An 18,487-nucleotide genomic window follows, 5' to 3' on the forward strand; every position below is an offset into this window, starting at 1 on the left:
AGGGATTGGGCTGGTCTTTAGATTTTGAGCAAGACAGTTGCCCCTACAGGAGCTGGGCTTGCTTCTGGATCGGATGAGCGCAGCGCGACGCGTCAGTCGTCAGTGATCCTCACCCTCATCGTCATCCCCGCCATCGACCTTCATCCCCAGCTCCTTGATCTTGCGCGTCAGGGTGTTGCGCCCCCATCCCAGCAGCACTGCGGCATCGCGGCGGCGTCCGGCGGTGTGCTTGAGCGCGGTCTCGATCATGATCCGTTCGAAGCTCGGCACGGCGCTGTCGAGCAGGTTCGACTGCCCGCGCGCCAGGGCCTGGTCGGCCCACTGGCGCAGTGCCTGCTCCCAGTTGGTGACCGGTGCGGCATCATGCGGCAGGTTGAGCAGCTCTGGCGGCAGGTCGCCGATCAGCACTTCGCGGCTCGAGGCCATCACCGTGATCCAGCGGCAGGTGTTCTCCAGCTGACGCACGTTGCCAGGCCAAGGCAGGTTGCGCATGAACTCCTCGGTTTCCGGCTTCAGCAGCTTGGGCTCGACCGCCAGCTCCCGCGCCGCACGGCCCAGGAAGTGGCGGGCGAGGGCCGGGATGTCCTCGCGCCGGTCAGCCAGGCGCGGGATGTGGATGCGGATCACGTTGAGGCGATGGAACAGGTCTTCACGGAACTTGCCGGCCTGTACCAGCGATTCCAGGTTCTGGTGGGTCGCGGCGATGATGCGTACGTCCACCTTCACCGGTACATGGCCACCGACCCGATAGAACTCGCCATCGGCCAGCACGCGCAGCAGGCGGGTCTGGGTGTCGGCAGGCATGTCGCCGATCTCGTCGAGGAACAAGGTGCCGCCGTCAGCCTGCTCGAAGCGTCCGCGCCGCTGGTTGGCCGCACCGGTGAAGGCGCCTTTCTCGTGGCCGAACAGCTCGGACTCCATCAGGTCCTTGGGGATCGCCGCCATGTTCAGCGCGATGAACGGCGAAGCCGCACGCGGGCTGTGGCGGTGCAGGGCGTGGGCGACCAGTTCCTTGCCGGTGCCGGACTCGCCGTTGATCAGCACGGTGATGTTGGAATGGCTCAGCCGGCCGATGGCGCGAAACACCTCCTGCATCGCCGGTGCCTCGCCGATGATCTCGGGCGTGCGGGCGAGTACGGGCGGCGCTTCGAGCGCCTGCTGTTCCTGGGCGTGCTGGTTGGCGCGCTTGACCAGCGACACCGCCTCATCGACGTCGAACGGCTTGGGCAGGTACTCGAAGGCACCCCCTTGGTAGGACGCCACCGCGCTGTCCAGATCGGAGTGGGCGGTCATGATGATCACCGGCAGGCGCGGGTGCTGTTCGCGAATCTGCGCGAGCAGGTCCAGGCCGCTGGCGCCAGGCATGCGGATGTCGGAGATGATCACGTCCGGCTGCTGCCGGGCCAGGCGACCCATGACCCCGTCGGCACTGTCGAAGCTCTGGGTGGTCATGCCCTCTTGTTGCAGGGCTTTTTCCAGGACCCAGCGGATGGAACGATCATCGTCGACGATCCACACGGTTTCACTACGGCTCATGGGGCTGTGGCTCCTTGTTCCAGGGGCAGGAAGATCGAGAAGGTGGTATGGCCGGCATGGCTTTCACACTCGATCAGGCCCTGATGCTGGCTGATGATGTTCTGGGTAATGGCCAGCCCGAGCCCGGTACCGTCCGGGCGCCCGCTGACCATGGGATAGAAGAGGGTGTCCTGCAGTTCCGCGGGAATGCCGGGGCCGTTGTCGATGATTTCGACCCGTGCCACCAGCCTGTGGCGCACATGGCCGATGGTGAACTGGCGCACCGCGCGGGTGCGCAGGGTGATGCGGCCCAGGCGCAGTTCGTTCTGCCCGCTGATCGCCTGCATGGCGTTGCGCACGATATTGAGTACGGCCTGGATCATCTGCTCGCGGTCGATCAGCACGTCCGGCAGGCTCGGGTCGTAATCGCGCACCAGGGTGATGCCACCCTGGCTTTCGGCCTCCACCAGGCTGCAGACACGTTCGAGCACTTCGTGCACGTTGGTCATCGACAGCGACGGCAGCTTGTTCGAACCGAGCATACGGTCGACCAGGTTACGCAGGCGGTCGGCTTCTTCGATGATGACGTTGGTGTAGTCGCGCAGGCCGTCTTCGGGCAACTCGCGGGCCAGCAACTGCGCTGCGCCACGGATGCCGCCGAGCGGGTTCTTGATCTCGTGGGCGAGGCCGCGCACCAGCATCTTGGTGGTTTCCTGCTTGCTCAGTTGCGCCTCTTCCTTGGTGATGCGCAGCAGGCGGTCGCGCGGGTGGACTTCGAGCAGCAGCAGGGTGTTGCCCTGGTGCAGGATCGGCGTCACGGCGTAGTCGACGGTGATGCTCTGGCCGGTCAACGAGGTCAGTTGGGCTTCGCGCTTGGTGAACGGGTGCGCCTGTTCCACGGCCTGGCGCAGGGAATTGAGCGCCTCGGTCGATTCGGTGAACAGCTCACTGATGAACTGGCCATGGCTGCGCTGGCCGCTGACGGCCAGGAGCATTTCCGCTGCCGGGTTCATGTACTCAAGGCGCAGGTCGCTGTTGAGCAGCAAGGTGGCAGTGGTCAGGTTGTCCAGGAGCAGACGGTGCTGTGCATCGCTGATGGTCATGGTGCGTGGTTGACCTCTTTTGGCGCTGTTCTGGCACATGGCGCCCCTGGCTCGACCAGGGGCGGGCACGCTGGTAATCCGCTGATAGCCTGAAAATGCAAGAAACAAACCAAGGCTCCGAAAAGAAGCGGAATTGCCCGATAAAGCGCTGGATATGCGCAAAATCGGCTCAGAAAAGCCTGGTTTACCGATTCTCCTGACCTAATTTGGGGTGCATTGCGGGGCGTTCAGCGGTTTTGTGCACCAATATAGAGCATAGAGCGTCAGGGGCGTTGGCACAGGTTGGCGGTCGCCCTGATCAGGAACAGGCGACGCGGGGCATCGGTAGTTCTCGATGCAATCGCTTCAGCCAGGGCTTCGCTGCAGCGCTGCGGACGCTGCTGGTCGAACTCGGCCAGTGCATCGAGCAATCGGTCCTGGAGCTGATCCAGTATGGGGCGGATCACGCTGGCGAGGTCCTGGCGCGGGATATCAGGCGCTTGATGTTGCAGGTGCCACTGGTTGAGCAGGTGATACTGCCTGAGCTTGTTGGCTTCTATCTGATCGGCAAAGAACTGTTCGGCACGGTCGGCGCTCAATCGATGTGCACTGGCTGCCTGGCCGACCTTGGCCAGTACCTGTTGCTCACGTGGGCTGTCTTGAACCGGTTGGTCACGATCCCATTTATGCAATGCGACCGCCTGGGCGATTTCCAGTCGCTGTTCGATGCTGTCGAGCAGGGGATCGAAGGGGGAGCGGGGCTCGTTGGCGTTCACGCAAGCGGACAGTCCTGCGATGCAGGAGAAGGTGATAAATGAACGACGCATGGGAGTCTCCATGGGGTTGGAGCCTCTGAGTCTCGCAGTAATTCAACTAACCTTCTAGTAGGAAGGTTCTGTAAATCCTGGATGTGAAAACGCAAACGGCCTCCCGAAGGAGGCCGTTCTCTAGACGGTCACGGCGCAGGCGCCGCGCGCATCAAACGCTGTAGTACAGGTCGTATTCCAGCGGGTGAACGAAGGTACGGACCTTGATCTCTTCTTCGGACTTCAGCTCGATGTAGGCGTCGATGAAGTCGTCGGAGAACACGCCGCCCTTGGTCAGGAACGCACGGCCCTTGTCCAGCTCTTCCAGGGCTTCTTTCAGGCTACCGCAAACCTGTGGGATCTCTTTGGCCTCTTCAGGCGGCAGGTCGTACAGGTTCTTGTCGGCGGCATCGCCTGGGTGGATCTTGTTCTGGATACCGTCCAGGCCGGCCATCAGCAGTGCAGCGAAGCACAGGTACGGGTTGGCAGCCGGGTCCGGGAAGCGCGCTTCGATGCGGCGGGCTTTCGGGCTGGAAACGTAAGGGATACGGATCGAGGCCGAGCGGTTACGAGCCGAGTAGGCCAGCATGACCGGAGCTTCGAAGCCTGGTACCAGACGCTTGTAGGAGTTGGTAGCCGGGTTGGTGAAGCCGTTCAGGGCCTTACCGTGCTTGATGATACCGCCGATGAAGTACAGGGCGGTGTCGGACAGGCCGGCATAGCCTTCGCCGGAGAAGGTGTTCTTGCCGTCCTTGGAGATCGACATGTGAACGTGCATGCCCGAGCCGTTGTCGCCGTACAGTGGCTTCGGCATGAAGGTTGCGGTCTTGCCATAGGCGTCGGCAACGTTGTGCACGCAGTACTTCAGGGTCTGGACTTCGTCAGCCTTGGTGACCAGGGTGTTGAACTTCACACCGATCTCGTTCTGGCCGGCAGTCGCCACTTCGTGGTGGTGAACTTCGATGACCAGGCCCATTTCTTCCATGGCGTTGCACATGGCGGTACGGATTTCGTGGTCGTGGTCGCACGGCGGAACCGGGAAGTAGCCGCCTTTGACGGCAGGGCGGTGGCCCTTGTTGCCGCCTTCGACGTCCTGGTCGGTCATCCAGGAGCCTTGCTCGGAGTAGATCTTGAACATCGAGCCGGAGATGTCCGACTTGAACTTCACCTGGTCGAAGATGAAGAACTCAGGCTCTGGGCCGACGAATACGGTGTCGCCGATGCCGGTGCTCTTCAGGAACTCTTCGGCACGCTTGGCGATGGCGCGTGGGTCGCGGTCGTAGCCTTGCATGGTGGACGGCTCGATCACGTCGCAGACCAGGATCAGGGTCGGCTCTTCGGTGAACGGGTCGAGCACGGCGGACGAGTCGTCCGGCAGCAGGATCATGTCGGAAGCTTCGATGCCTTTCCAGCCCTCGATGGAGGAGCCGTCGAACATCTTGCCAGCTTCGAAGAAGTCTTCATCCAGCGCATCGCGAGCCGGCATGGTGACGTGGTGCTGTTTGCCTTTGGTGTCCGTGAAACGCAGATCAATCCACTTGACGTCATGATCTTTGATGAGTTGAACCGACTTCGACATGTTGTCCTCCGGATGGTCTAGGGTGCGCTTGGCCGCTGCCCTGGAAAAAGGGTGTCGCCGGGCGCGGATAGTCGGCCAAGCTTACCTGCATCACAAGGGAGCAAATTGCATGCCAGTGCCCGAAAATGGCGAGGGCGCCATGAAAATAGGCGTTTGCGGGTGTTTGGCGGGTGGCGGGCGCGGGTTGTCGCACTGTTTAAAGGCATTTTTCCGTCTTGATGAACTATTTTGGTGCAATTTCTCGAGAGTGATGCGTTGTTTGAGGGCCCTATCGCGGGACAAGCCCGCTCCCACATGATTTAAAAATCTTAAGACCAGTCCAATCCCTGTGGGAGCGGGCTTGTCCCGCGATAGGGCCGCGACAGCCACTACAAACCCGGGCTCTTGCATTTATCTGCATGCCTCTGATCAAAAGTTGCTCAAACCTCGAGCCATTTCCGCTATAATTCGCGCCCCTCATTTTCGGCAGGCCCCGGGCGCGCTGTTAACCCAATGAAACTTATCGTCAAAGTCTTCCCAGAGATCACCATCAAGAGCCGGCCGGTGCGCAAGCGCTTCATCCGCCAGCTCGGCAAGAACATCCGCAACGTGCTCAAGGATCTGGATCCTGAGCTCGTGGTCGATGGTGTCTGGGATAATCTCGAGGTGGTCACCCGCATCGAAGACGAGAAAGTCCAGCGCGAGATGATCGAACGCCTGACCTGCACCCCAGGGATCACCCACTTCCTGCAGGTGCAGGAGTATCCGCTGGGCGACTTCGACGACATCGTCGACAAATGCAGGCAGCACTTCGGCCACCTGCTGGCCGGCAAGCGCTTCGCCGTACGCTGCAAGCGCGGTGGCCACCACGACTTCACCTCGATGGACGTCGACCGCTACGTCGGCAGCCAGCTGCGCCAGCAGTGCGGCGCCGCCGGCATCGACCTGAAGACCCCCGAAGTGATGGTGCGCATCGAAATCCGCGACCAGCGCCTGTACGTCATCCACAACCAGCACAACGGCATCGGCGGTTATCCGCTGGGTGCGCTGGAGCAGACGCTGGTGCTGATGTCCGGTGGCTTCGACTCCACCGTGGCGGCCTACCAGATGATGCGCCGCGGCCTGATGACCCACTTCTGCTTCTTCAACCTCGGTGGCCGTGCCCACGAGCTGGGCGTGATGGAAGTCGCGCACTACCTGTGGAAGAAATACGGCAGCAGCCAGCGCGTGCTGTTCATCAGCGTGCCGTTCGAAGAAGTGGTCGGCGAGATTCTCGGCAAGGTCGACAACAGCTATATGGGCGTGACGCTCAAGCGCATGATGCTGCGTGCCGCGGCGCGCATGGCCGATCGCCTGGAAATCGACGCCCTGGTCACCGGCGAGGCGATCTCCCAGGTTTCCAGCCAGACCCTGCCCAACCTTGCGATCATCGACTCGGCCACCGACAAGCTGGTGCTGCGTCCGCTGCTGGCCAGCCACAAGCAGGACATCATCGATACCGCCTACCAGATCGGCACCGCCGATTTCGCCAAGCACATGCCCGAGTACTGCGGCGTGATCTCGGTGAACCCGACCACCCATGCCAAGCGCCACCGCATGGAGCATGAAGAGAAGCAGTTCGACATGGCGGTGCTCGAGCGCGCCCTGGAACGCGCCAAGCTGATCTCCATCGACCACGTGATCGACGAGTTGGGCAAGGATATCGATATCGAGGAAGTGGCCGAGGCGCTGCCAGGTCAGATCGTCATCGACATCCGTCACCCTGACGCCCAGGAAGACGAACCGCTGCAGATCGACGGCGTCGAGGTCCAGGCACTGCCGTTCTACGCGATCAACAGCAAGTTCAAGCAGCTCGATGCCAACCGGCAGTACCTGCTTTATTGCGACAAGGGTGTGATGAGCCGTCTGCACGCACACCACCTGCTCAGTGAGGGACATGCCAATGTGCGTGTTTATCGTCCGGCATAAGACGCCAGGGCTGTATGGCGGCAGCATCCGCCATCGCCCTCCCGACCTGCGGGCCCGCTGAGCCTTTTACCTTCATATTGGCCGCCTAGACTGGCGGCAAACCGAATCCTCTGCACGAGATACAGTTGTGATCGAAAATCTGCGTAACATCGCCATCATCGCCCACGTTGACCATGGTAAAACCACCCTGGTCGACAAACTCCTGCGCCAGTCCGGCACCCTGGAGCGTAACGAGCTCAACGACGAGCGCGTCATGGACTCCAACGACCAGGAAAAAGAGCGCGGCATTACCATTCTGGCGAAGAACACCGCCATCAACTGGAACGGCTACCACATCAACATCGTCGACACCCCCGGCCACGCCGACTTCGGTGGCGAGGTTGAGCGTGTAATGTCGATGGTCGACTCGGTGCTGCTGCTGGTCGACGCCCAGGACGGCCCGATGCCGCAAACCCGCTTCGTAACCAAGAAAGCCTTCGAAGCCGGCCTCAAGCCAATCGTCGTGATCAACAAGGTCGACCGTCCGGGCGCGCGTCCTGACTGGGTTCTGGACCAGATCTTCGACCTGTTCGACAACCTCGGTGCCACCGACGAACAGCTGGACTTCAAAGTCGTCTACGCTTCGGCCCTGAACGGCATCGCCGGTCTGGACCACACCGAAATGGGTGAGGACATGACCGCGCTGTACCAGTCGATCGTCGACAACGTACCTGCGCCGAACGTTGACCGTGAAGGTCCGTTCCAGATGCAGATCTCCGCTCTGGACTACAACAGCTTCCTCGGTGTTATCGGCGTTGGCCGTATCGCCCGTGGTCGCGTCAAGCCGAACACTCCGGTTGTCGCCATCGACACCGACGGCAAGAAGCGCAACGGTCGTATCCTCAAGCTGATGGGCCACCACGGTCTGCACCGCGTCGACGTCGAAGAAGCCCAGGCTGGCGACATCGTCTGCATCAGCGGTTTCGACGAGCTGTTCATCTCCGACACCCTGTGCGCCCCGGACGCGGTAGAGGCGATGAAGCCGCTGACCGTCGACGAGCCAACCGTTTCGATGACCTTCCAGGTCAACGACTCGCCGTTCTGCGGTAAAGAAGGCAAGTTCGTCACCAGCCGCAACATCAAGGATCGTCTGGACAAGGAGCTGCTGTACAACGTAGCCCTGCGCGTTCAGGAAACCGACTCCCCTGACAAGTTCAAGGTATCGGGCCGTGGTGAGCTGCACCTGTCGGTTCTGATCGAAACCATGCGCCGCGAAGGCTTCGAGATGGCTGTAGGCCGTCCTGAAGTGATCATCCGTGAAGTGGACGGCGTGAAGCAGGAACCGTTCGAGAACGTCACCATCGACATCCCTGAAGAATCCCAGGGCAAGGTCATGGAAGAGATGGGCCTGCGTAAGGGCGACCTGACCAACATGGTCCCGGATGGCAAGGGCCGTGTGCGCCTGGAATACAACATTCCGGCCCGTGGTCTGATCGGTTTCCGTAACCAGTTCCTGACCCTGACCAACGGTGCAGGCATCCTGACCTCGATCTTCGATCGCTACGACACCATGAAGTCGGGCCAGATGTCCGGCCGTCTGAACGGTGTTCTGGTTTCGGTCGAGACCGGCAAGGCCCTGACCTACTCGCTGGAAACCCTGCAGGCGCGCGGCAAGCTGTTCGTCGAGCACGGCCAGGAGATCTACAACGGTCAGATCATCGGTCTGAACAGCCGTGACAACGACCTGGGCGTGAACCCGACCAAAGGCAAGAAGCTCGACAACATGCGTGCTTCGGGCAAAGACGAAGTCATCGCCCTGGTTCCGCCGGTTCGCCACACCCTCGAGCAGGCCCTGGAATTCATCCAGGACGACGAGCTGTGCGAAGTGACGCCGAAGTCGATCCGTCTGCGCAAGAAGATCCTGGACGAAGGCGAGCGTACCCGCGCTGCCAAGAAAGCCAAGAACTGAGTTAGCTCAGGCTGAATGAGAACGCCCCCGGTCGAAAGGCCGGGGGCGTTTTTGTTTGTCTGCAGACTGGGTTGTGTTCATGCCGGCCTCTTCGCGGGCAAGCCCGCTCCCACAGGGACCCCGCTGCCCCAGTGGCCGGCGGGGTCCCTGTGGGAGCGGGCTTGCCCGCGAAGAGGCCCGTACCGGCGCTACAGGCCTATCGCCCAACCACCTTGGGCTTGTACGCACAGTACCCCGGCCGCGGTCCGACCTTGGGGTGGTTCCGGCAGGTATCCGGGCGCTTGTCATAAATGGTGCACAGGCGGCTCTTGCGGTCCAGATACATGCAATCGTCGTTGCTCATCCGGGTCAGGGTGAAGATGCCCGACTTCTGGTTGAAGCGTTCGATGATGCCTTCTTTCTGCAGGCGCTTGGCGACGTTCTTCGGCGGCTCGTCCTTCTCGAACTCGTCCACCACGCCGATGCGGATCAGATCCTTGATCTTCACCTCAACAGGCAGGGTACAGCAGGTCGAATGGCAGCCATGGCACATGCTGCTGGTGTAGCGCTGCCAGGTTTCCAGGCGGTCGACTTCGGCGGCGGCGATCAGGGTCGGTTTCATTTTAATAGTGGGCGGATCACGGTCTTGGGGCGCGCGATCATACCGGAGTTGTTCAATTTGTGAACAACCTTTTGCCGGAATCGCCAAGCCGGCATGAAAACTGCGAACCGAGCCTGTCACTCCCTGTCGAAGGGTCTAGTCTCTTCAATCTCCCTCCGTATCCGTCAACTTGCCCGAGGATGCCGCATGTCCCAGGAACCCAAAGCTCGTGACGCCGAGGTGGCCGCGTTTCGCGCCGCTGTACTGGACAAACTGACCTACGCGGTCGGCAAGGACCCGGAACATGCCTTCGACCATGACTGGTTCGAAGCCATCGCCCTGGCCGCCCGCGATCACATGGTCGACCACTGGATGGACCACACCCGCCGGGCCTACCGGCGCAGCCAGAAGCGGGTCTACTACCTCTCCCTGGAATTCCTCATCGGCCGACTGCTGTACGACAGCCTGAGCAACCTGGGCTATCTGGAAATCGCCCGTGAAGCGCTCGAGGGGCTGGACGTGGACCTTGAGCGCATCCGCCTGCTCGAGCCCGATGCAGCGCTGGGTAATGGTGGCCTGGGACGGCTTGCGGCGTGCTTCATGGAAAGCATGTCGACCCTCGGCATTGCTGCCCATGGCTACGGTATTCGCTACGAGCACGGGTTGTTCCGCCAGGCCATCGTCGATGGCTGGCAGCAGGAGCAGACCGAGAACTGGCTGGACTTCGGCAACCCTTGGGAGTTCGAGCGCGCCGAGGTGATCTACCCGATCAGTTTTGGCGGCAGTGTCGAAACGCTGCACGATGCCCATGGTGCTGCGCGGCAGGTCTGGACGCCGGGCGAAACCGTGCGTGCAGTGGCCTACGATACGCCGGTGGTCGGCTGGCGCGGCTCCAGCGTCAATACCTTGCGCCTATGGCGTGCCCGGGCGCTCGAAGAGTTGCATCTGGAGCGCTTCAATGCCGGGGATCACCTGGGGGCGGTGGCCGAAGTGGCGCGGGCCGAAAGCATCTCGCGGGTGCTTTATCCGGCGGACAGCACCGAAGCGGGGCAGGAATTGCGCCTGCGTCAGGAGTACTTCTTCGTCTCCGCGTCGCTGCAGGATCTGCTGCGACGTCACCTGAACATGCACGATGACCTGCTCAACCTGCCGGACTCGGCGGCGATCCAGCTCAACGACACCCACCCCTCGATCGCCGTCGCCGAGCTGATGCGCCTGCTGGTCGACCAGCACGGGATTCCCTGGGAAAAGGCTTGGGAGCTGACGGTCGGCACCCTGGCCTACACCAACCACACCCTGCTGCCCGAGGCCCTGGAAACCTGGCCTGTGGCGTTGATGGAACGCATGCTGCCGCGGCACATGCAGATCATCTACCTGATCAACGCGTACCACATCGACGCGCTGCGGGCCAAAGGCTTGCATGACTTCGACGTGCTGCGCGCGGTGTCGCTGATCGAGGAGGATAACGGCCGCCGTGTGCGCATGGGCAACCTGGCGTTTCTCGGTTCGCACAGCGTCAACGGCGTGTCGGCGCTGCATAGCAAGTTGATGAAGAGCACGGTGTTCGCCGAATTGCACAAGCTGTATCCGCAACGGATCAACAACAAGACCAACGGCATCACCTTCCGCCGCTGGCTGTACCAGGCCAATCCGCAGTTGACCGGCATGCTGGTCGACGCCCTGGGCGCCGAGGTGCTGGACGATCCGGAGGGCAAGCTCAAGGCGCTGGCGCCTCATGCCGATAAAGCCACCTTCCGCAAGCAGTTCGCAGCCCAGCGCCTGCACAGCAAGCGCGCACTGGCGAGCATCATCCAGGACCGCATCGGCGTGACGGTCAATCCCGAAGCGTTGTTCGACGTGCAGGTCAAGCGTATCCACGAGTACAAGCGCCAGTTGCTCAACCTGTTGCATACCGTCGCGCTGTACCAGGCCATCCGCAACGACCCGACCACCCAGTGGGCGCCGCGGGTGAAGATCTTCGCCGGCAAGGCGGCAGCCAGCTATCACCAGGCCAAGCTGATCATCAAGCTGACCAACGACATCGCCCGGGTGGTCAACAACGACCCCACCGTGCGCGGGCTGCTCAAGGTGGTGTTCCTGCCCAACTACAACGTCAGCCTGGCCGAGAGCATCATCCCGGCGGCCGACCTTTCCGAGCAGATCTCCACTGCCGGGTACGAAGCGTCCGGTACCAGCAACATGAAGTTCGCCCTCAACGGCGCGCTGACCATCGGCACCCTCGATGGCGCCAACGTCGAGATGTGCGAGCAGGTCGGCGCGGAAAACATGTTCATCTTTGGCCTGACCGCCCAGCAGGTCGAGGCGCGCAAGCGCGCGGGCGATTTCGGTGCGGCGGCTGCCGTGGCAGCGTCGGGGCGCCTTGGCGATGTCCTGCAGGCGATCCGCAGCGGGGTGTTCTCGCCGGATGATCCAGGGCGCTATGCCGGGCTGATCGACGGCCTGGTGGCCTACGATCGCTTCCTGCTGTGTGCCGATTTCGATGCGTACTGGGATGCCCAACTGCGGGTCGAGGAACTGTGGCATACGCCGCAGGAGTGGTGGCGTATGGCGGTGCTCAATACCGCACGGATGGGCTGGTTCTCGTCGGACCGGACCATTCGCGAATATGCCACTGAGATCTGGAAGGCATTGGATTAGCAGGGTGTCAGTTCCGGCCCTATCGCGGGGCAAGCCCGCTCCTGTAAAGGACGGCGCTGGTCCTGTAGGAGCGGGCTTGCCCCGCGATGGGGCCGCCGCCGACCAACTGCCTGAACTCATCGCCCGAACCACCGTCTGATCCGCCAGGCGAGTCTCTTCGCTCGCTAGGCTGCCACTCTCCCTGTAAACTGCGGGGGTTTTTCTACCCCTTTCCACTTCGGAGCCATACATGTCCCGCGTTACCCTGAGTCGCTATCTGATTGAGCAGACCCGCAGCAACAACACTCCTGCCGATCTGCGCTTCCTGATCGAAGTGGTGGCGCGCGCGTGCAAGGAAATCAGCCACCACGTGTCCAAGGGCGCCCTGGGCGGCGTGCTGGGCAGCATGGGCACCGAAAACGTGCAAGGCGAAGTGCAGAAGAAGCTCGACGTCATTTCCAACGACATCCTGCTCGAGGCAAACGAGTGGGGCGGCCACCTGGCCGGCATGGCGTCCGAAGAAATGGACAACGCCTACCAGATCCCGGGCAAATATCCCAAAGGCGCTTACCTGCTGGTCTTCGACCCGCTGGACGGCTCGTCCAACATCGACGTCAACGTCTCGGTCGGTACCATCTTCTCCGTGCTGCGTTGCCCGAACGAGTACCTGAGCCAGAACGAAACCCTCAACGAAAACGCCTTCCTGCAACCAGGCACCCAGCAGGTCGCCGCCGGTTATGCGATCTACGGCCCGCAGACCATGCTGATCCTCACCCTGGGCAATGGCGTCAAGGGCTTCACCCTGGACCGCGAACTGGGCAGCTTCGTCCTGACCCACGAAAACATCCGCGTTCCGGAAACCACCGCCGAGTTCGCCATCAACATGTCCAACCAGCGCCACTGGGAAGCCCCAGTGCAGCGTTACGTGGGCGAGCTGCTGGCCGGTGAGACCGGGCCGCTGAAAAAGAATTACAACATGCGCTGGATCGCCTCGATGGTGGCCGACGTGCACCGCATCCTGACCCGTGGCGGCCTGTTCATGTACCCGCGCGACGCTCGTGAGCCGAGCAAGCCGGGCAAGCTGCGCCTGATGTACGAAGCCAACCCGATGTCGTTCATCATCGAGCAGGCCGGCGGCGCATCGACCAACGGTTACGAGCGCATCCTCGACATCAAGCCTGAGAGCCTGCACCAGCGCGTGTCGGTGATCCTGGGCTCGAAGGAAGAGGTCGAGCGCGTCACCGCCTATCACAAGGAGTAAGTCATGCTCGCACCTTGGCAGCCGTTGCTGGAATGGTGGTTCGGTTGGGGCACCAATGCCCAGGCCGTGGCTGACGAGAAAAACACCCGCTGGTTCGGCAAGCATGACGATGCCGAGGCCCAGGCACTGTTCGGCGATCTGGTCGAGCAGGCCCTGGCGGGTGGGCTCGATGAGTGGCAGCAGAGCCCGCAGGGCTGGTTGGGGTTGTTGATCCTGCTCGACCAGTTGCCGCGCATGATCTACCGCGACACACCGCGCGCCTTCGACGGCGACCGGCGTGCCCAGGTGGTGGCCATGCAGGGTTTGCAGAAGGGCTGGGACTATCAGTTGCTGCCGATCCAGCGCGTGTTCGTGCTGCTGGTGCTGGAGCACGCCGAGGTGCTGGATTGGCAGAACCTGTGCGTGGAGCGCTACCAGGTCTTGCTGGACGAGCAACCCGAGGCCAATCGCCGGTTGTTCGAAGGCTTCCTGGACTATGCCGAGCAGCACCAGCGGGTGATCGCGCGGTTCGGGCGTTTTCCGCATCGCAACCTGATGCTGGGGCGGCCGAGTACCAGTGAAGAGATGGACTTCCTGCTGGAGCCGGGTTCCCGGTTCTGAATCAGCGGCGCCTTCTTCGCGGGTTCATCCGCGAAGAAGGCGCCGCCGAACCTTATATCCTGAAACTCCCCACCAACTGCTTCAACCGATCGACCTGATGCTCCAGGTCGTTGCAGGCACGCAAGGTGCTCTGCAGGTTCTGCACCCCTTGCTGGTTCAGCGTATTGATCTCGGTGATGTCGACATTGATCGACTCGACCACTGACGTCTGCTCTTCGGTCGCCGTGGCCACCGACTGGTTCATGCCGTCGATCTCGCCGATGCGCTGGGTCACGCTGCCCAGGCGGTCGCCTGCGCGGTTGGCGATCTCGACGCTGTGATCACTGTGCTGCTGGCTCTGGTTCATGGTGCTCACCGCCACTTGCGCGCCGGCCTGCAATTCCTCGATCAGCCCCTGTACCTGCTGCGCCGACTCCTGGGTGCGGTGCGCCAGGTTGCGCACCTCATCGGCCACCACGGCAAAACCACGCCCTGCCTCGCCGGCCCGCGCTGCTTCGATGGCGGCGTTGAGCGCCAGCAGGTTGGTCTGCTGGGAGATACCGCTGATCACGTCGAGAATCTGGCCGATGTTCGCGGTATGGGCGTTGAGCGTCTCGATATTGCCGCACGAATCGCTGATTCGCGCCGACAGCTTGTTCATCACATCGATGGTCTGGCCAACCACCTGCTGGCCTTCCGCGGCCAGGTCGCGGGCGTCGCTGGAGTGCTGCGAGGCGAGGGCGGCGTTCTGGGCGATCTCCTGGGCTGCGGCGCCCAGCTGGTTGATCGCCGCCGCCACGCTGCTGGTGCGGCTGGACTGCTGGTCGGCGTTGTCGATGGAGGCGTTGGATGCACTCACCACCTGCTTGGCCACGGCGTTGACCTGGCCAGTGGCCGAAGCCACTTCGCGGATCGACTCGTGGATACGCTCGACGAAGCGGTTGAACGACTGCCCCAGGCTGCCGAATTCGTCCTGGCCGTGGATGGTCAGGCGCCGGGTCAGGTCGCCTTCGCCCTCGGCGATATCGCGCATGGCTCGGCCCATCACGTGCAGCGGCTCCATCAGCACACGAATCAGCAGGCCCAGCAGGGCGATGATCACCACCACGGCAATCAGCGTGGCCACCACCGCCGAGGTGCGCAGTTCGCCGAGCATGGCGAAGGCAGCATCCTGGTCCAGGACCAGTGCGACGTACCAGTCCGCCGGCACGCCATCGACGTGGGTGAAGCTGATGAACTGGCTGCGACCGTCTGCCTCGACTTCGGCCAGCCCCTTGCCGATGCGCGGGGTGTTGTTGGGGTAGACGTCTGCCAGGGTCTTGAGTGCCAGCTCGGCCTTGGGATGGATGAGGATCTTGCCTTCGCCGTTGACGATGAAGGCGTGGCCCTTGCCGCCGAAGTCCAGGGCGTTGACCAGGTTGCTGATGGTCTGCAGGTCGGTGTCGACGCCGCTGACGCCAATCAATTGGCCGGCCTGCTGCACGGGCGTGGCAAGGGTGATCACCAGCTTGCCGGCCGACGCCGAGATGTAGGGTTCGGTGATGATGGTCTGGTTGGCGGCGCTGGCGGCCTTGTACCAGCCGCGGGAGCGCGGGTCGTAGTCGGGGGCGCGATTGCCGGCCGGCACCGATTGCATACGGCCGTCCTTGCCGCCGAAGTAGGTGAGCTGGAAGTTGCTGGCGTAGACCGGCAGCGCCAGGCTGCGGTCAAGGCTGGCCTTTTCCGGGCCGTCCACGGCGACCTGCTGGCCCAACGACTGTAGCAACTGGATGCGGCTGTCGAGCCAGGTGCGGATATTGCCCGCGGTGAGGTTACCCAGTTCCTGCAGGTTGGTTTCGGTATCACTGCGCAGCGACTGGCGCTGGCGATAGTCGTTGAACAGCACGAAGCAGGCGAAGGCGACGGCCACCACGAGTGCGGCGGCCACCAGGATCTTGTGGCTGAACTTGAGATTTTTTGTCATGTGCAAGGTCTGCGCAGGCATTTCGGGAGGAGGGTGCGGCAAAGGGCCACATCGCTGAATGCTATGTCGCCCGTGATGAATTAGCCATGAGAGATTTGTGACGGGACCCGACCAACGGCATGGTACGAAAGCAGGGGTAGCAGGGAACCGGGGAGGCATTTTCGCTTCTAAGGTCTCTGCAGGCCGTCTCGCCTGTTGCATCCATCTCCAGGAGAGCCCTTCATGTCGTTGCGTTCCCTCGCCCTGTTGTCCTTGTTGGTCGTCCTGACCGCCTGCAGCAAGATCAACCAGGAAAACTATTCCAAGCTCAAGGCCGGCATGAGCAAGGCCGAGGTCGAGCAACTGCTCGGGTCGCCGAAGGAGTGCTCGGGCGCACTCGGCATGAGCAGCTGTACCTGGGGGGACGAGAAGAGCTTCATCAGTGTTCAGTACGCCGCTGACAAGGTGTTGATGTACTCCGGGCAGGGCCTCAAATGAGGGCCGCGCATCTGCTGCTGGCGCTGGGTCTGGCGTTGGTATTGGGCGGGTGTGCCAGCTCGTCGGTGGATTCGTTGGCGCCCAAGACGGCTGGCAACGTCGACCTCAAGCGCTACCAGGGCAAGTGGTTCGAACTGGCCCGCCTGCCGATGCGCTTCCAGGAAGGCTGCGCGCAATCCGAAGCCCATTACAACCTCAAGCCCGATGGCAGCCTGGGGGTGCTCAATCGTTGCCGTAGCGAAGGTGATGAATGGTTGCGCGCCGAAGGTCGTGCGGGCATCGAGGCGCCGGGGCACACCGACAAGTTGTGGGTGGAGTTCGACAACTGGTTCACGCGCCTGGTACCGGGGCTGACCAAGGCGGACTACTGGATCCTGTACGTGGACGATCACTACCGCACTGCGATTGTCGGCAGCCCGAATCGCAAGTACCTGTGGATCCTGTCGCGAACTCCGAGCCTGCCGGCGTGGGAGCGCGAGAACCTGCTGTCGAAGGCTCGCCAGCAGGGGTATGACACCAGTCGGCTGATCTGGCGGGTATCGGACAAGGCGATCGTTGCCCGGCATTGAGTCTGCCGGGCTCCAGACCAGGCCTGGCGCGATCCGCAGCTGATCGCGCCGGCTTTCAGCCCAGCAGCGTGCGCAGTACCGCGGCGAATGCCTGCCCGCTTTGCTCTTCCAGCGCATGTCGCCCCTGGCGTACCACCCACCGGCCGTTGACCATCACATCACGTACCTGACGGTCGCTTCCGGCGAACAGCCAGCGGTTGAGGATGCCGTCGCCGCTCGAGGTCGCCAGGTACGGATCCTGGCCATCGAGCACCAGCCAGTCGGCACGCTTGCCCACCGCCAGCTCGCCAATGCCTTGCCCCAGGGCCTGCGCGCCGCCTGCCAGCGCCGCGTCGTAGAGTGTGCGGCCGACCATCGGCTGGTCGCTGCGGTACAGCCGGTTGCGCCGCTGGTCGCGCAGGCGCTGGCCGTACTCCAGCCAGCGCAGCTCTTCGACGACGCTCAGCGAGACATGGCTGTCCGAGCCGATGCCCATGCGCCCGCCCTGGGCCATGAAGTCGACGGCCGGGAAGATGCCATCGCCCAGGTTGGCCTCGGTGGTCAGGCACAGCCCTGCCACCGCGCCGCTGCGGGCCATGGCGCTGACTTCGTCGGCCTCGACGTGGGTTGCATGCACCAGGCACCAGCGCGCATCCACCTCGACGTGCTCGTACAGCCATTGCACCGGGCGACGGCCGCTCCAGCCCAGGCAGTCGTTGACTTCCTTCTGCTGCTCGGCGATGTGGATGTGCACCGGGCACGCCTTGTCGCTGGCGCCCAGCACTTCGGCGATCTGGTGTGGCGTTACCGCGCGCAGCGAGTGGAAACACAGGCCCAGGTGCTGCGCGGGTTGCGCGGCCAGCAGCGGCTTGAGCTGCTCCTGCAGGCGCAGGTACTGCTCGGTGGAGTTGATGAAGCGGCGCTGGCCCTCGTTCGGCGCCTGGCCGCCGAAGCCGGAGTGGGAGTACAGCACCGGCAGCAGCGTCAGGCCGATGCCGCTGGCGCTCGCTGCCGCGCTGATCTGGCGCGACAGCTCGGTGGGGTCGGCGTAGGGCGTGCCGGCATTGTCGTGGTGAACGTAGTGGAATTCGGCCACCGAGGTGTAGCCGGCCTTGAGCATCTCGATGTACAGCTGGCGGGCGATGACCTGCAATTGCTCGGGAGTGATCAGGCCGACCAGGCGGTACATCAGGTCGCGCCAGGTCCAGAAGCTGTCGTTGGGATTGCCGACCACCTCCGCCAGGCCTGCCATGGCGCGCTGGAAGGCGTGGGAATGCAGGTTGGGCATGCCCGGCAGCAGCGGGCCGGCCAAGCGTTCGGCGCCTTCGGCGCTGGCGTTCACGTCTATTTTTTCGAGGCGCCCGGCGGTGGACACCTCGAGGCGGACATTGCTGGCCCAGCCTGAAGGGAGCAGGGCGCGTTCGGCGAAGTAGGCGGACATCACTCGGTCATCCTGTATCGTTATTTGTATATACATATACAGACGTTTGCCTGCCGGGTAAACTGCGGCAAGCTACCGTCAATCAAATTGCACAAGGATGCATAGCCGTGCCGACACCTTCCGT

The 18,487-nt window shown here is 62.7% G+C and carries 14 protein-coding genes and 1 pseudogene; 7 read left to right on the top strand and 8 right to left on the bottom strand.

Features of this window, described 5'->3' with window-relative positions; genetic code table 11:
- Positions 1-99: 99 nt before the first annotated feature.
- The 4 genes from ntrC to glnA form a co-directional block, all read right to left on the bottom strand.
- Positions 100-1,536 carry a nitrogen regulation protein NR(I) gene (ntrC, locus tag ACNFHO_RS12320; protein ID WP_063541426.1) on the bottom strand — a complete coding sequence of 479 codons (1,437 nt, stop codon included), beginning with the start codon at positions 1,534-1,536 and terminating at the stop codon, positions 100-102.
- Positions 1,533-2,618: a nitrogen regulation protein NR(II) gene (gene glnL / locus ACNFHO_RS12325; protein WP_063541424.1), complete on the bottom strand. Its 1,086-nt coding sequence runs from the start codon at positions 2,616-2,618 to the stop codon at positions 1,533-1,535. Before glnL ends, ntrC begins: the two co-directional genes overlap by 4 nt.
- Positions 2,619-2,881: 263 nt before the next feature.
- Positions 2,882-3,424, bottom strand: a complete 543-nt coding sequence (locus ACNFHO_RS12330) for a chorismate mutase (protein WP_416766479.1) — start codon at positions 3,422-3,424, stop codon at positions 2,882-2,884.
- A gap of 151 nt (positions 3,425-3,575) precedes the next feature.
- Positions 3,576-4,982 carry a glutamate--ammonia ligase gene (glnA, locus tag ACNFHO_RS12335; RefSeq protein WP_063541420.1) on the bottom strand — a complete coding sequence of 469 codons (1,407 nt, stop codon included), beginning with the start codon at positions 4,980-4,982 and terminating at the stop codon, positions 3,576-3,578.
- A gap of 492 nt (positions 4,983-5,474) precedes the next feature.
- On the opposite strand from glnA, the gene thiI reads away from it, so the two are divergent.
- Both thiI and typA read left to right on the top strand, forming a co-directional pair.
- Positions 5,475-6,929 carry a tRNA uracil 4-sulfurtransferase ThiI gene (gene thiI / locus ACNFHO_RS12340; protein ID WP_054895283.1) on the top strand — a complete coding sequence of 485 codons (1,455 nt, stop codon included), beginning with the start codon at positions 5,475-5,477 and terminating at the stop codon, positions 6,927-6,929.
- 127 nt (positions 6,930-7,056) lie between these two features.
- Positions 7,057-8,877 carry a translational GTPase TypA gene (gene typA / locus ACNFHO_RS12345; protein WP_054895282.1) on the top strand — a complete coding sequence of 607 codons (1,821 nt, stop codon included), beginning with the start codon at positions 7,057-7,059 and terminating at the stop codon, positions 8,875-8,877.
- Positions 8,878-9,073: 196 nt separating this feature from the next.
- Here the strand turns inward: typA and ACNFHO_RS12350 are convergent, their stop codons facing one another.
- Entirely contained in the window at positions 9,074-9,478 is a 405-nt protein-coding gene (locus ACNFHO_RS12350; protein WP_054895281.1) for a YkgJ family cysteine cluster protein, read from the bottom strand.
- A 186-nt stretch (positions 9,479-9,664) separates the two neighbouring features.
- Here ACNFHO_RS12350 and ACNFHO_RS12355 point away from each other — a divergent pair, with 186 nt between their 5' ends.
- From ACNFHO_RS12355 to ACNFHO_RS12365, 3 genes are all read left to right on the top strand, one after another.
- On the top strand, positions 9,665-12,115 hold the full coding sequence (locus ACNFHO_RS12355; RefSeq protein ID WP_063541416.1) for a glycogen/starch/alpha-glucan phosphorylase: 2,451 nt from the start codon (positions 9,665-9,667) through the stop codon (positions 12,113-12,115).
- 229 nt (positions 12,116-12,344) lie between these two features.
- Positions 12,345-13,355 (top strand): class 1 fructose-bisphosphatase, encoded by a 1,011-nt coding sequence (locus ACNFHO_RS12360; RefSeq protein ID WP_054895279.1) that lies wholly within the window; start codon positions 12,345-12,347, stop codon positions 13,353-13,355.
- Positions 13,356-13,358: 3 nt separating this feature from the next.
- Positions 13,359-13,955, top strand: a complete 597-nt coding sequence (locus ACNFHO_RS12365) for a DUF924 family protein (RefSeq protein ID WP_054895278.1) — start codon at positions 13,359-13,361, stop codon at positions 13,953-13,955.
- A 52-nt stretch (positions 13,956-14,007) separates the two neighbouring features.
- On the opposite strand, the gene ACNFHO_RS12370 is transcribed toward ACNFHO_RS12365, so the two are convergent.
- Both ACNFHO_RS12370 and ACNFHO_RS12375 read right to left on the bottom strand, forming a co-directional pair.
- Positions 14,008-14,838, bottom strand: coding sequence for a methyl-accepting chemotaxis protein (locus ACNFHO_RS12370; RefSeq protein WP_370671086.1), 831 nt, complete (start codon positions 14,836-14,838; stop codon positions 14,008-14,010).
- Between the two features lie 24 nt (positions 14,839-14,862).
- A pseudogene (locus ACNFHO_RS12375) lies at positions 14,863-16,098 on the bottom strand (cache and HAMP domain-containing protein); the annotation flags it as partial.
- Positions 16,099-16,119: 21 nt separating this feature from the next.
- On the opposite strand from ACNFHO_RS12375, the gene bamE reads away from it, so the two are divergent.
- The gene (bamE, locus tag ACNFHO_RS12380; RefSeq protein WP_054895277.1) at positions 16,120-16,374 is read left to right on the top strand and encodes an outer membrane protein assembly factor BamE domain-containing protein; all 255 of its coding nucleotides are present in this window, start codon (positions 16,120-16,122) and stop codon (positions 16,372-16,374) included.
- Positions 16,371-16,943, top strand: coding sequence for a lipocalin family protein (locus ACNFHO_RS12385; protein WP_416766483.1), 573 nt, complete (start codon positions 16,371-16,373; stop codon positions 16,941-16,943). Before bamE ends, ACNFHO_RS12385 begins: the two co-directional genes overlap by 4 nt.
- 55 nt (positions 16,944-16,998) lie before the next feature.
- Here ACNFHO_RS12385 and ACNFHO_RS12390 read toward each other — a convergent pair whose 3' ends face one another.
- Positions 16,999-18,363, bottom strand: coding sequence for a formimidoylglutamate deiminase (locus tag ACNFHO_RS12390; protein ID WP_416766485.1), 1,365 nt, complete (start codon positions 18,361-18,363; stop codon positions 16,999-17,001).
- Positions 18,364-18,487 lie beyond the last annotated feature (124 nt).

The organism is Pseudomonas sp. NY15374 (genome assembly GCF_048068255.1).
Lineage (GTDB): Bacteria > Pseudomonadota > Gammaproteobacteria > Pseudomonadales > Pseudomonadaceae > Aquipseudomonas > Aquipseudomonas machongensis.